This window comes from Candidatus Competibacter phosphatis (genome assembly GCF_012939995.1).
Classification (GTDB): Bacteria; Pseudomonadota; Gammaproteobacteria; order Competibacterales; family Competibacteraceae; genus Competibacter; species Competibacter phosphatis.
This window is the reverse complement of record NZ_SPMZ01000059.1, coordinates 1-13,741: the sequence shown is the minus strand read 5'-3', so window position 1 is coordinate 13,741 and position 13,741 is coordinate 1. Positions and strand designations below refer to the sequence as shown.

12 protein-coding genes, 1 tRNA gene and 2 pseudogenes are annotated in these 13,741 nt (G+C 62.8%); 12 read left to right on the top strand and 3 right to left on the bottom strand.

The features are described 5' to 3' along the window. The first annotated feature begins 54 nt into the window (after positions 1–54). The 7 genes from E4P82_RS16875 (at position 55) to pth (ending at position 5,736) form a co-directional block, all read left to right on the top strand. Positions 55–1,764: a tetratricopeptide repeat protein gene (locus E4P82_RS16875; protein WP_169249976.1), complete on the top strand. Its 1,710-nt coding sequence runs from the start codon at positions 55–57 to the stop codon at positions 1,762–1,764. A gap of 65 nt (positions 1,765–1,829) precedes the next feature. Further along, positions 1,830–2,405, top strand: coding sequence for a lipoprotein insertase outer membrane protein LolB (gene lolB / locus E4P82_RS16870; RefSeq protein WP_169249975.1), 576 nt, complete (start codon positions 1,830–1,832; stop codon positions 2,403–2,405). Further along, positions 2,393–3,265 carry a 4-(cytidine 5'-diphospho)-2-C-methyl-D-erythritol kinase gene (gene ispE, locus E4P82_RS16865; RefSeq protein ID WP_169249974.1) on the top strand — a complete coding sequence of 291 codons (873 nt, stop codon included), beginning with the start codon at positions 2,393–2,395 and terminating at the stop codon, positions 3,263–3,265. Before lolB ends, ispE begins: the two co-directional genes overlap by 13 nt. A gap of 15 nt (positions 3,266–3,280) precedes the next feature. Then, a tRNA-Gln gene (locus E4P82_RS16860) sits at positions 3,281–3,355 on the top strand. A 50-nt stretch (positions 3,356–3,405) separates the two neighbouring features. Then, entirely contained in the window at positions 3,406–4,338 is a 933-nt protein-coding gene (locus E4P82_RS16855) for a ribose-phosphate pyrophosphokinase (RefSeq protein WP_169249973.1), read from the top strand. Between the two features lie 95 nt (positions 4,339–4,433). Further along, the gene (locus E4P82_RS16850) at positions 4,434–5,063 is read left to right on the top strand and encodes a 50S ribosomal protein L25/general stress protein Ctc (protein ID WP_169249972.1); all 630 of its coding nucleotides are present in this window, start codon (positions 4,434–4,436) and stop codon (positions 5,061–5,063) included. A 34-nt stretch (positions 5,064–5,097) separates the two neighbouring features. Beyond that, positions 5,098–5,736: an aminoacyl-tRNA hydrolase gene (gene pth, locus E4P82_RS16845; protein ID WP_169249971.1), complete on the top strand. Its 639-nt coding sequence runs from the start codon at positions 5,098–5,100 to the stop codon at positions 5,734–5,736. Between the two features lie 45 nt (positions 5,737–5,781). Here the strand turns inward: pth and waaA are convergent, their stop codons facing one another. Then, entirely contained in the window at positions 5,782–7,077 is a 1,296-nt protein-coding gene (gene waaA / locus E4P82_RS16840) for a lipid IV(A) 3-deoxy-D-manno-octulosonic acid transferase (RefSeq protein ID WP_169249970.1), read from the bottom strand. Positions 7,078–7,108: 31 nt separating this feature from the next. Next, the gene (cysZ, locus tag E4P82_RS16835; RefSeq protein WP_169249969.1) at positions 7,109–7,861 is read right to left on the bottom strand and encodes a sulfate transporter CysZ; all 753 of its coding nucleotides are present in this window, start codon (positions 7,859–7,861) and stop codon (positions 7,109–7,111) included. 453 nt (positions 7,862–8,314) lie between these two features. Here cysZ and E4P82_RS16830 point away from each other — a divergent pair, with 453 nt between their 5' ends. The 4 genes and pseudogenes from E4P82_RS16830 to E4P82_RS16820 all read left to right on the top strand — a co-directional run bounded on the left by E4P82_RS16830 (position 8,315) and on the right by E4P82_RS16820 (position 12,608). After that, a complete protein-coding gene (locus E4P82_RS16830) occupies positions 8,315–9,301 on the top strand; it encodes a malate dehydrogenase (RefSeq protein WP_169249968.1) in 987 nt (328 codons plus the stop codon). Between the two features lie 80 nt (positions 9,302–9,381). Further along, positions 9,382–11,322: a propionate--CoA ligase gene (locus E4P82_RS16825; protein WP_169249967.1), complete on the top strand. Its 1,941-nt coding sequence runs from the start codon at positions 9,382–9,384 to the stop codon at positions 11,320–11,322. Positions 11,323–11,701: 379 nt separating this feature from the next. Continuing rightward, positions 11,702–11,827 (top strand): annotated as a pseudogene (locus tag E4P82_RS22915) (IS630 transposase-related protein); the annotation flags it as partial. Then, entirely contained in the window at positions 11,787–12,608 is an 822-nt protein-coding gene (locus E4P82_RS16820) for an IS630 family transposase (protein ID WP_281383713.1), read from the top strand. The pseudogene E4P82_RS22915 and the gene E4P82_RS16820, both read left to right, overlap by 41 nt. On the opposite strand, the pseudogene E4P82_RS16815 reads toward E4P82_RS16820, so the two are convergent. Then, positions 12,546–13,370: pseudogene (locus tag E4P82_RS16815) on the bottom strand (IS701 family transposase); the annotation flags it as partial. The gene E4P82_RS16820 and the pseudogene E4P82_RS16815 overlap by 63 nt on opposite strands. A 136-nt stretch (positions 13,371–13,506) precedes the next feature. Here E4P82_RS16815 and E4P82_RS16810 point away from each other — a divergent pair. Continuing rightward, positions 13,507–13,741: IS4/Tn5 family transposase DNA-binding protein (locus E4P82_RS16810; RefSeq protein WP_169249965.1), on the top strand; the 235-nt coding region annotated here is incomplete at its 3' end.

Genomic DNA, 13,741 nt, shown 5'->3' with positions numbered 1-13,741 from the left:
CCCGTTTCTGGCGGTTCTCCGACCGCCGAAACCGAATGATAGATATACCCGGCGATGAACAGATTTCTTTTGAAGGTGTTGGGTTTGAGCGGCCTGCTGTTGGGTGGCTGTGCGACGGTGGTGGACGCGCAGGCGCCCGCCGTTCCGGAATACGTGATCCGACCGGCGCTGCAGCCCAGCCATCGCGCTGACCTGATGTACCAGGTGTTGCTGGCGGAACTGGCGGGCAAGCGCGATCACCTCGACGTGGCGCTGACCAACTACCAACAGGCCGCGACCGCCAGCAATGACCCCCGGATAGCCGAACGGGCGGCGATGTTGGCGCTGATCATGAAAGATAATGCCACCGCCCTGGATCTGGCGCGACGCTGGCAGGCGCTCGACCCCGGCAGCGAACAGGCCCAACAAGCACTGGCGCTGGCGCTGCTGCGCAATGGGCGAGAGGACGAGGCCATGGCCTCGCTGGACGCGGTCCGCGGAGCCGCCCGCGCCAAGGACAAGCAACAGGGCTTCGCCACGGTGGCCTCGTTGTTGAGTCAGATGGACGACAAGCAGGCGGCGTTGCGGGTGATGCGGCGGCTCCGCGACCGCTACCCGCGTGAAGCCTACGCGCAATACTATTATGCGATGCTGGCGGCGGCGGCCGACGAGCGAGAGCAGGCACTGATCAGCTTGAAGGAAGCACTGGATCGTAACCCCAAGCTGGTTTCCGCCCACCTGCTGCGTACCCGCATCCTGCTGGATCAGGGTGAAAGGGATGCGGCGCTGGCTGGGCTCGCCAAAGCGGTGGCCGCCATACCGCGCGATCGCAGTTTACGGATGGATTACGCCCGGTTGCTGGTCGACGCCGGCCAGTTGGACAAGGCTCGCCGCGAGTTCGCCATCCTGCTCAACCAGAACCCCAAGGACACCGACTCGTTATACGCCCTCGGCGTGCTGGCGAGCGAAACCCGTCAATTCGACCTGGCCGAGAGTTACTTTCTCGATCTGATCAAGCGCAACACCCGTTTGGCCGATGCTTACTTCGAACTGGGCCGGATCGAGGAGCAGCGCGAGGATTACGGCAAGGCCAACGAGTGGTACGCGCGGGTCACCAGCGACGACCGCTACCTCACCGCCCAGATGCGGATGGGCGTGGTTCTGGCCAAGGCCGGCGATACCGCCGCCGTCAGCCAGCATTTCGACACGCTGCGCCGCAAGGACCCGAAAAACAGCATCAATCTGTATCTGGCCGAAGCCGAGGCGCTGCGAGAGGGGGAGCGTTATCAAGAAGCCTTCGATACGCTGGATCGGGCGCTGGCCCTGCACACCGACGACAAGGATCTGTTATACGCTCGGGCGCTGGTGGCCGAGCAGCTCGGCCGCGTCGACGTGCTGGAACGGGACCTGCGCGCCATTCTCGCCAGCGACCCCAAGAACGGCCAGGCGCTCAATGCGCTCGGCTACACCTTGGCGGATCGCACCGACCGCTACCAGGAAGCGCTGGGCTATATCGAGCAAGCGCTGGTCTTGCTGCCCGAAGATGCCGCCGTGCTCGACAGCATGGGCTGGGTCCAGTACCGGCTGGGCGACAATGCCAAGGCCCTGCAATACCTCCGGCAGGCCTACCAGCGAAATCCGGATGCGGAAATCGCCGCGCACCTCAGCGAAGTGCTGTGGGTCAGCGGTCAGCGCGAGGAAGCCAAGAAAATCTGGCGGGAAGCATTGACCAAAACGCCAAACAGCCCGCATTTACGCAAACTGCAAGAGCGGCTGGGGTGGTGAGCGTGCCGCGGATGTCGCATGGGACCTGCCGGTGGTGTGCGTCACGATGCTGGGGCGCGGCACTGATGGCGCTGCTGATCGTCCTGGCGGCGGGTTGCGCGGTGGCTCCCCCCACCTCGCCAACCACGCCGGATGCCTGGGTCGCCCGCCAGTCCACCCTGGCGCGGTTGACGCAATGGCAAGCCGACGGGCGCATCGGCGTGGTCAACGGCCAGGACGGCTGGCACGCCAGCTTCCAGTGGGCACAGCAAGATCCCACTTACCGCATCGATATCATCGGTCCGCTCGGCCAGGGCCGGGTCACGATCCAGGGCGACGAACGCGAAGTCAGCATCCAGACCCAGGATGGCCAACGCTCGACCGCGCCCGATCCCGACCTTCTGCTGGAGCAAACGCTCGGCCTGCGATTACCGGTGACCGGCCTGCGCTACTGGGTGCGCGGCCTGCCGGCGCCGGGTCCGACCGCCCTCCTGCAAACCGATGCCGCCGGTCGGTTGACTCGGCTGGAACAGAATGGCTGGGTAATCGAGTATCCCAGCTATGCCCCGAGTTCCGTTTTCAACCTCGACCTGCCCGAGCGCATCGTCGCCCGGCGAATGGATCTCGGCGTCAAGCTGGTGATCGAGCAATGGACGCTGTAACGTCCGATCCCGCCGCTTGGCCGGCTCCCGCCAAGCTTAACCGCATGCTCCGCATCGTCGGTCGGCGCGCGGATGGCTATCACCTGCTGCAGACGGTATTTCAGTTTCTGGATCGTGGTGACCGGCTATGGTTCGAAGCGCGCGACGATGGCGCGATCGACCGCCATGGCGAAGTCGTCGGCGTGCCGCCAGAGGCCGATCTGACGGTACGCGCCGCCCGTCTGCTGCAACAGGCGACCGGCACCGGCCGGGGCGCGCTCATCCGCATCGACAAGCACCTGCCCATGGGAGGCGGTCTGGGCGGCGGCAGCTCCGACGCCGCCACCACCCTGGTCGCGCTCAACCACTACTGGCAAACCGGGCTGACGCTGACGGAACTGGCCGAACTCGGGCTGCGGCTGGGCGCCGACGTGCCGGTGTTCGTGCATGGCCGCGCGGCTTGGGCGGAAGGCGTCGGCGAACGATTGACGCCGCTGGATCTGGACGAACCCTGGTTCGTGGTGCTGGCGCCGGCCTGTCATGTGGCCACGAGCGCGGTGTTCAACGATTCGGAATTGACAAGAAACTCATCGCTGATCACAATAACTGACTTCATGATGGGCGCTGGCGGCAACGATTGCGAAGCGGTGGTGTACCGCCGCTACCCGGAAGTCGCCGCCGCCGCAAGCTGGCTGGCGCGGTACGGGCTGGCACGCTTGACCGGTACTGGCGCATGTGTGTTCGCCTCCTTCCCGAGTGCCGACCAAGCTCGGCGCGTGCTGGACCGGCTGCCACCGGGTTGGAAGGGGTTCGTCGCCCGTGGCCGCAACCGTTCGCCACTGCACGAGCGCCTGATGCGGGCACACGCCGCGTTTGCCTGAAGCGCCTTCGATATTTGGGCCGTCGCCAAGCGGTAAGGCACCGGATTTTGGATCCGGCATTCCCAGGTTCGAATCCTGGCGGCCCAGCCATCTCCATTAAGAGACCGACAACGGGGGGTTGTGTCGTGTACGAAGGTCGAATGATGGTATTCGCCGGCAATGCCCACCCGCAACTGACCCGCAATATCGTCAACCATCTCCAACTGCCCCTTGGTCAAGTGATCGTCGACCGTTTCAGCGACGGCGAGGTCATGATCGAACTGATGGAGAACGTGCGCGGCAAGGATGTCTTCATCGTCCAGCCCACTTGCTATCCCACCAACGACAATATCATGGAGTTGCTGGTGATGGCCGACGCCCTGCGGCGTTCCTCGGCGGTACGGGTCACGGCGGTCATTCCTTATTTTGGCTATTCGCGGCAAGATCGTCGGCCGCGTTCGGCACGGGTACCGATTTCCGCCAAGGTGGTCGCCAACATGATCACCAGCGTCGGCGTGGACCGGGTGCTGACCGTGGACCTGCACGCCGACCAGATTCAGGGCTTTTTCGACATCCCGGTGGATAACATCTACGCCACGCCGATCGTGTTGAGCGACATCCGCGCGCAGAACCTCGGCGACCTGATGGTGGTGTCGCCGGACGTGGGCGGCGTGGTCCGCGCCCGCGCCCTGGCCAAGCGCCTGGACGACTCGGAGCTGGCGATCATCGACAAGCGCCGACCGGCGCCCAATCAGGCCCAGGTGATGCATGTGATCGGCGATGTGGAAGGACAGCACTGCATCGTGGTCGACGACATGGTGGATACCGCCGGCACGCTGTGCCAAGCCGCCCGGGCGCTGAAGGAATGGGGCGCCGCCTCGGTGCGCGCCTACTGTACCCACGCCGTGCTGTCCGGCCCCGCGGTCGATAATCTCCGCAGTTCGGCGCTGGATGAACTGGTGGTCACCGATACCATCCCACTGCGTCCCGAGGCGGTCGCCTGCCCGAATATCCGTCAGATCGGCGTGGCCGGCCTGCTGGCCGAAACCATGCGCCGCATCCACCTTGAGGAATCGGTCAGCTCGCTGTTTTGATCGCTATCCCCGCTCGTCTTGAACGGGCGGTTAATCCAAGCGGTGCGCCTGGTCGCGGGCGTGCCGTGTTTTTTTTACCACTGGAGCATAACCCGATGAGTACCACATTCGAACTAAAAGCCGATCCGCGCGGCAAATTGGGCAAAGGTGCGAGCCGCCGCCTACGCCGCGCCGGCAAGGTGCCGGCCATTTTGTATGGCGGCGGGCAAGATCCAATGCCACTGCTGCTGGATCAATTGGATCTGATGAATCAGTTCAAGAACGAGGCGATCTACTCGCATGTGCTGACCCTGAATCTGGGCGATCGCACCGAGCAGGCCGTGCTGCGCGATGTCCAGCGCCACCCTTTCAAATCGACTTTTCTGCACCTGGACTTTCTGCGGGTGATCGCCGACCGCAAGCTCCGCGCGCATGTGCCGCTGCACTTCGCCAACGAAACCACCGCGCGCGGCGTCAAGCTGCAGGGCGGCGTGATCAACCGCGCGCTGATCGAAATCGAAATCGAATGCCTGCCTGGGGATTTGCCGGAATTCATTGAAATCGACCTGGCCAATCTGGGGTTAGGCGATACCATTCATCTGTCCGAGATCGAGCTGCCGGCCAATGTGGCGCTGGCCAGCCACGTTGACCCCGGTTCCGAGACGGATGCGATCGTGGTCAGTATTCAACACGCCCATGGCGGTGGCGAAGAGGAAGCGGCTGGCGGCGAGCCGGCGGCCGGCTGACCGCCCAGGCCGGATTCCCCCAAGGAATGAAGCCATGTCGGAGCCGGCGCCGCTACCGCAACTGCTGGTGGGGCTGGGCAACCCCGGTCCCCAGTATGCCGATACCCGTCATAACGCCGGCTTCTGGCTAATGGACGAACTGGCTCGTCAGCACGGCGGCCAGTTTCGCCCCGATGCGAAATACCACGGCGAGACCTGTCGGATTGCGCTGGCCGGACAGGATCTGTGGTTGCTGAAGCCGATGACCTTCATGAACCGCAGCGGGCAGGCGGTCGCGGCGCTGGCGCGCTTCCATCGAATTCCGCCGCCGGCGATCCTGGTCGCGCACGATGACCTGGACCTGCCGTTGGGCACGGTGCGGCTGAAACAGGCTGGCGGACATGGCGGTCACAATGGCTTGCGCGACCTGATCGCTCATCTGGGGAGTAACGAGTTCGCGCGGGTGCGACTGGGCATCGGCCATCCCGGCAACAGTCGCGAGGTGCTCGATCATGTGCTGCGCCGCCCTTCGCGCGCGGAGCAGGCCCTGATCGAGCAAGCCATCCTCGATACGCTGCGCGAGCTGCCGCGTATTCTAGCCGGTCAGTGGCAACGAGCCGTGCAAGCCCTGCACGGGCGGCGGATCGAATCACCGCTCTCTCCAGCGCCGGACAATCCCACCGCGAAACCGTAAAACCCGCACTTCGCGCCCACTCCCCCGACGTTCCGCCGAACCCCGTCAGTCAGCCTTGTCCCCAGGGGCGGGATGGCAAGGCGGCATCTCAAGCAACATCTCGATCGAACCCAGTAGCGCCGTCAGCGCGCCGCGATGGCGTTCCACCACCGCCTGGCCATTCTGGCCGGCGGTCCGGCGGAGCTCTGGATCGGCCAGCAACCGGTCAACCGCCGCCGCCAGTTCGTCAGCATCCGCTACCTGCCAAGCAGCTTCAGCCGCCAGCAGGCGCTCGCCCGCTTCGCTGAAATTGAACATGTGCGGACCGAACAGTACCGGCAGCCCCAGCAGCGCCGGTTCCAGCACGTTATGGCCACCGGTGGCGACCAGGCTGCCACCGACGAAGGCCAGGTCGGCGGCGGCGTAGAGCAGTAACAATTCCCCCATGCTGTCGCCGAGAAACACAGCGGTGTCCGGCATGCAGGCGTTCCGTTCACTGCGCCGGATCACTGAAAATCCCCGCTGGCGACATAGCACCGCCACGCTGTCGAAACGTTCCGGGTGACGCGGCACCAACAGCAGCAGCAATGTCGGCCAACGAACGCGGAGCCGGGCGAGCGCGTCCAGGATTGTGTCGTCTTCGCCGGCATGGGTACTGGCGGCGATCCAGACCGGCCGCTTATCTCCCAGCCAATCCCACCGCAGTTGTCGCCCCCGTTCCGGCAGATCGGTCGGCAATGCCAAGTCGTATTTGAGATTACCGGTCACTTCGACCCGTGGTGCGCCCAGTGCCCGGAAGCGGGCGGCGTCGGCATCGGCCTGGGCGGCGATCAGCGTTACGTCCCGCAGCATGGCGGCGGTCAGCCCGCGAATCCGGCCGTAACCGCGCGCCGAGCGTTCCGACAGCCGGGCATTCGCCAAGAGCATCGGGATACCGGCCGTCACGCATTGCCGTAGCAGATTCGGCCACAGCTCGGTTTCCATGATCACCGCCAGGCTGGGCCGGACGCGCCGCAAAAAGCGCCGGGTCGCGCCGGGCAGATCGTAGGGCGCGTAGACATGTTGCACGCGTTCGCCCAGCGCCTCGCGGACTTGACGAGAGCCGGTCAGGGTAGTGGTGGTCACCAGCAGCGGTCGGTCGGGATAGCGATCCAGCAGGGCGCGGATCAGCGGCAAGGCGGCGCGGGTTTCGCCCACCGACACGGCGTGAACCCACAAGCCGCCGGGTGACAACGTTGGCACGAAGCCCAGCCGCTCGCGCCAGCGCTGGCGATGTCCGGCATCCCGGCGACCACGCCAGTACAGCCGCAGCAACGCCAGCGGCAAGAGCAGATAGAGCAGGCCGGTATAGAGCAGACGCATAAGCCTTGAGCGCTCCGTTGCCGAGCTGTGTCTAGGGTCTCCGACTGCCGTCCCCTCGCTCCGGCATTTCCCGGACCCACATCAGGGTCGCGCCGATCACCGCCGCCGGCATGGCCAGAAAATTCAACACCGGGATCAGGGTCAACAGCAGGGTCATGCCACCGAAGCTCAAGGTACGCGGCCAGTGCTTGCGCAGCAACCGGCGCTGATCCCGGAACGACAGCCCCCGGTTGCCGAGCGGATAGTCGGAATACTCCAAGGCCAGCATCCAGGCGCTGAACAAAGCCCAGAGCACTGGCGCGGCCACGTTGATCACCGGCACGAACGACAGCACCAGCAGCGGAATCGCCCAGCCGATAAAATACAGCAGCTTGTTGAGTTCCGTCAGTGGGCTCAGCAACAGTTCTTTCCAGGTCAATTCGGCCGTTGGTGGCGTTGCGCCCGCCGGGTTGGCCATTTTTTCGACTCGCTCGGCCAGCAGGCCATTGAACGGCGCGGCGATCACGTTCGCCACCACGGAAAAGGTGTAGAACACCACCACCAGTGCGGTCAACACGAACAGCGGCCACAACAGCCAGTGCAGCCAGCTCAACCAATCCGGCAGCCAACCGGCCACGGTCCGATCGAGCCGTTCGAACTGGCCGGTACTCCACCAGAGGCCGGCGCCGAACAAAAGGGTGTTGATCAGCAGCGGAATCGCCACGAAACCGCGCAAGCCGCTCTTGGGCAGCCAACGCAAGCCGGTCAATACGTAGCTTGCGCCGTTGATCGGGGAAGAACTCATCGTTATTGGAAACCCTCATGGCAAGTGTCGGCATTCATTTCAATGCGCGGCGATCTACGTTACTATTTCTCTCCAATCAGATGCCGCCACTCCAAGCGCGCGGCGTCGCATTATAAGACTTGTTGCCGCGGTTCCGACCGTCAGTTCGCACATCCGGTCGCTCGTCCCGGTTGTCCCGCGGCCATTGCGCCCCCACGGAGCATGGCAATTCACAGCGCTCTAGAAAACACCGGCGGTCGCCGGTTGCCGTTCAGGCCCGCGTTTTCGTCCCTCCCGGCGGTGGCGCCCGTCGATTTCCGTTTGCCCGCTTCCCTCTCGCCGTCCCGCTGGCGCTTCGAGCGCGCATCCCTGCGGTTTGGTCGCAAAGATACCCTCCGCTCCCGACCCGCGCCGCGGTTTCGGGGCTTTTCAAGCGACATTCGTGTCATCACCCACCCCTGAAGGAGTACAAACATGAAACAACCTGTCCGTGTCGTCATCACCGGTGCTGCTGGCAACATCGGTTATGCCATGGCCTTCCGGATTGCTTCGGGCAGCATGCTGGGTCCCGATCAGCCGGTGATCCTGCAGTTGCTGGAAATCACCCCGGCGCTGCAAGCCTTGCAGGGCGTGGTGATGGAGCTGAACGACTGCGCCTTCCCGCTGCTGGCCAACGTGGTCGCCACCGACGATCTGAAGACCGCGTTCACCGACGCCAATTTCGCCATGCTGGTCGGTGCCCGGCCGCGCGGCCCCGGCATGGAGCGCAAGGACCTGCTCACCGCCAATGGCGCCATCTTCGGACCGCAGGGCAGGGCGCTGAACGACCATGCCGCCCGCGACGTGCGGGTGCTGGTGGTCGGCAATCCGGCCAATACCAACTCCCTGATCGCCGCCAGCAGTGCTCCCGACCTGAGCCCACGCCAGTTCCACGCCATGACCCGGCTGGACCACAACCGCGCCCTGAGCCAACTGGCCGAAAAGACCGGTAGCCATGTCAACGACATTAAGAAGATGACCATCTGGGGCAACCACTCCGCGACTCAGTATCCCGATATCAGCCAATGCACCGTCAAGGGCCAGGCGGCGACTTCGCTGGTCGATCAAGGCTGGTACCGCGACACCTTTATTCCCACCGTGCAGCAGCGCGGCGCGGCAATCATCAAGGCGCGCGGCGCTTCTTCCGCTGCCTCCGCCGCCTCCTCGGCCATCGACCACATGCGTGATTGGGCGCTGGGCACCCCCGAGGGCGACTGGGTCAGCATGGCGGTCCCCGCCGATGGTTCCTACGGGATCAGCGAAGGCGTGATCTACTCCTATCCTTGCGTCTGCAAGAATGGGGACTACGAGATCGTGCAGGGTTTGCCGATCGATGAATTCAGTCGCGGCAAGATGGCCGCCACCGACCAGGAGCTGCGCGAGGAACGCTCCAGCATCGAAGACCTGCTCAAGGCCAAATAAAAGTCGCCTGGGGCCGGTTTCGCGGTATGCGAGGCCGGCCACCGGAAATTTCCAAGCGAGCGACTACACTTTGCAGGGCGATGAAAGCCGCATTTTCAAAAACCACTGAAGCAGAGGATACTCACGCTATGAATTACGAAGAATTCCACCGCTGGTCCATTGACGACCCCGAAGGTTTCTGGGGCGAACAAGCCCAGTTGATCCATTGGAATAAGCCGCCACAGAAGGTGCGGGACTATAGCAACCCACCGTTTTGCAAATGGTTTGTCGGCGGCGAGACCAACCTCTGCTACAACGCGGTGGATCGGCATCTGGCCGATCGCGCCGATCAGAATGCCTTGATCTACATCTCGACGGAAACCGACGAAACCGTCGTCTACAGCTACGCCGAGTTGTATCGCGAAGTAAACCGTTTCGCCGCCGTGCTGCAATCGCTGGGCGTCGGCAAGGGCGATCGGGTCATCATCTACATGCCGATGATCGCCGAAGCCTTGTTCTCCATCCTGGCCTGCGCCCGGATCGGGGCCATTCACTCGGTGGTGTTCGGTGGCTTTGCCGCCTACAACCTGGCGGTGCGTATCGACGACGCCAAGCCCAAGGTCATGGTCACCTCCGACGCCGGCATGCGCGGCGGCAAGGCCGTACCCTACAAGCATCTGGTCGATGAGTCCTGCAATCTGGCCAAGTTCCCGCCGGAAAAAGTCGTGATCTGCAACCGGGGTTTGGACAAGGGCCTGACGCTGGTCGAAGGTCGCGATCTGGATTACGCGACGCTGCGCGCCCAGCACATGGACGCCGAAGTACCGGTGGTCTGGCTGGAGTCGAACGAGCCGAGCTACATTCTCTACACTTCCGGCACCACCGGCATTCCCAAGGGGGTGCAGCGCGATGTCGGCGGTTATGCGGTGGCGCTGGCTTCGACCATGAAGCACCTCTACCACATCAACCCCGGCGAGACCATGTTCGCCACCTCCGATATCGGCTGGGTGGTGGGGCACTCCTATATCGTCTACGCCCCGTTGATCAACGGTTCGCCGACCATCTTCTACGAAGGGCTGCCGATTCGACCGGACCCGGGTATCTGGTGGAAGATCGTCAACGAATACCAGGTGCGGACCATGTTCTCGTCGCCGACGGCGGTGCGGGTCCTGAAGTCGCAGGATCAGAAGTACATGACGGAGCACGATGTCTCCTGCCTGCGTTATCTGTTCCTGGCCGGCGAGCCGCTGGACGAGCCGACCTCGCGCTGGATCTCCGATGCGCTGAAGATTCCGGTTATCGACCATTACTGGCAGACCGAGACCGGCTGGCCGATGCTGTCCTACCTGCCGGGCGTGGATCTCAAGCCCAATCGCTTCGGTTCACCGGGGTTCCCGGTGTACGGCTACAATATCCGAGTCATCGACGAAGGGACCGGTGCGGAAGTCCCGCGTGGCGAAAAAGGGGTGCTGGTCGTGGAGCCGCCGTTGCCGCCGGGCTGCCTGAGCACGGTGTGGGGCGACGACAAGCGCTTTGTGCAGAGTTACTTCTCCAGCTTCAAGGATCTGCTCTACACCTCCTCCGACTGGGCGGTGCGCGATGAGGATGGCTATTTCTTCATCCTGGGTCGCACCGACGACGTGATCAACGTCGCCGGCCATCGCTTGGGCACTCGCGAAATCGAAGAGGCGATCCAATCTCATTCGGCGGTGGCCGAAGTGGCGGTGATCGGTGTGGCCGACAAGGTCAAGGGTCAAGTGCCGGTCGGCTTCTGCCGGCTGAAGGATCCGTCGCAGCTTGACGCGGCGGGTGCCACCGAGAAGATGGAGAAGGAAATCATCGCCAAGGTGCAGGAACTGCTGGGGGCGGTGGCCAAGCCGCATAACATCCACTTCGTCAGCGCGCTGCCGAAAACCCGTTCCGGCAAACTGCTGCGCCGGTCGATTCAGGCGCTGGCCGAAGGTCGTGACCCCGGTGATCTGTCCACCCTGGACGATCCGAACTCGCTGGAAGAAGTGCGCCGGGCGATCGGGCAACATTAAGCCGATAAACTAGCGTTTTTTTTCGCTCAAACAGAGCTCTCCACTCTTGCGGGAGTGGAGAGCTTTTCTCGTAAAACCATCTCCCTCCAATAACGAAATTCGGGTTCCGCAGATGCCTCCGGCTGGCGTTGGGACACCGATACAGCGCTTCGAAGCCCATCTTCTTCCTCAGTGTGAACACCTGCCGACGGTCGATCCGCATGCCGTCCGGGCGCGGCCGTGCACGCGACCTCCTCGATACAGCAAACGGACCGCTTGAAGCGCGATTCCTCAAATCGTCGCGTCCGTGCCGAATTGCCCTCTGAGACCAACCCCGACGGCTATAGTAATGGGCAACGATTTCCACAACTTTTTAAGCGATGAAATGATTCTCTGATATATGACCTATAGTGTTGATCTTCGGAAGGAAGTCGTGGCTTTTGTTCACGCTGGCGGAAGCCAGGCGGAAGCGGCTCGTCGGTTTGATGTCAGCCTGTGGTGTGTGCGGGACTGGCGGGCTCGAAAAGACTTACGACCCCGGCAACGGGGGGGTTGCCCGTCAGCGGAAGCTGGACTTGGACCAGCTACGAGCGCAGGTTCGCCAACACCCCGATGCCACCTTGCGGGAACACGCGGCGTTTTGTGGAGTGGATCGCAGCGTGGTCGGCAAGGCATTGAAGAAGATGAAGATCACGCGCAAAAAAAAGACCTTCAAGTATCGAGAGCGCGATCCAGAAAAGCGGATAGCGTACTGGCGCGCGTTGCGCCAGATCATGATCGAGCGGGGTTCGGCGGATTGGGTTTCTATCGACGAGTCCGGGTTTGAGCCGGAATCCTATCGCCGCCACGGCTGGAGCCCGCGTGGCCACCCGGTGTACGGCGACCGTTCGGGCCACAAGCGTCCCCGCGAAAGCTTGATAGCCGCGCGGCGTGGTTCGGATTTTCTCGCCCCGATGCGGTTCTCCGGCACCGCCGATGCCACGCTCGTCAATGCTTGGACGCGCCACCTGTTGTGTCAGGCATTGCGTCCGAATTCAACCTTGATCTTCGACAATGCCGCTTTTCACAAAAAGAAGGACCTGGCGGCCATCGCCCAGGAAAACGGCCATCACCTCCTCTTCCTGCCTCCCTATAGTCCCGATCTGAACCCCATTGAGCATGATTTCGCCAACCTCAAGAAACGCCGCCTGTTTGCACCGCCCAATACCTTGCTCGCCGATATCATCAAATCTTATGGACAGGACTTACGCAAAACGCATGTTGAGGGAGGGATTTTTGAGTTGCTGGATGAGGTAATCGTCGAGTAAGCCGTGTTTGAGTTGGTAGACGGTTTGCCCTGTTTGCCTAGCCAGTTCTTTGAGCCTCACCCAGACCAGGAAAGCGCAACCGATGTGATTACGCTGAATGCGGGCCTTACGACACTGGCGGCGTTCAAGCCCGGTGAGTTGCTTGCTTTCACGGTGCAACTGCTCGATCTTCCAACGAAAGCCACACACCTCGTGGGTCGCCTTCGTGGAATTCTGAGTGGAATCGTTGGTGACGATCCAATCCGTGCGGTGGGTAGACACCTCAACCCGGAACAAGCGCACCTTGTGGTCTTTGGGAAAGCCCTTGATCTTGATCCGTTTGCCGTGGGCCACTTCCGGCTCGCGCCACGACAACGCATCCACGCGGCCATAAGGCCGCTGGCCGTCCGAATCATCGACTTGGCGGTTATCCTTCAGCGGACAGTAGTAGACTTTCCGCAAGGACTCGATGAACACCATCAAGTCCTTGGTGGCATACCAGGTATCCATCAACACCGCGTAAAACGGTAGCCGTTTCTGGTGGACCCTATTGATCAGCATCTCGTGGACGTGATCGAGCTTGCCGTGGCCGTCACCGGTCGGGTCATACAGGCGGTAATCAATCAGCCAGAACTGGTCCAGGCTCGGGTTGACATAGACACAGCTCACCACCCCGATCCCTTTGACCACAGCGTGGGCATTCCCACTGTACTGGCGCCGAACCCGCTCAATAGCCAACGAAGCGCTTTTGTCCAGCACGGTGTCATCAAACACCAGGTAGCCCTGCTATCCATTACACAGATCTTGATAGCGAGGGTAGCGGCCTCCATTTTGAGGGAGCGAACAAGCGGCACAAGGTGAAGAATCATGGAGACGGTGGAGGTGGGTTGGGCGGCGGCGGAACTGGGGGGGAGCGGATTTGGGTGATGCCCGGTTGAATCGACGACTGGTGCGGGTGGCGGAACGGTTAGGGGCGCAACCGAATGCCAGCATTCCGGTCGCCTGCAATGGCTGGGCGGAAACCCAGGCCGCCTATCGTTGGTTAGCCCATGAGGCGGTCACTTGGGAGCGCGTACTGACTCCTCATTGGAACTGCAGCGTCGAACGGATGCGTGGCCAACCGGTGGTGTTGTGCATCCAGGACAGCACGGAAC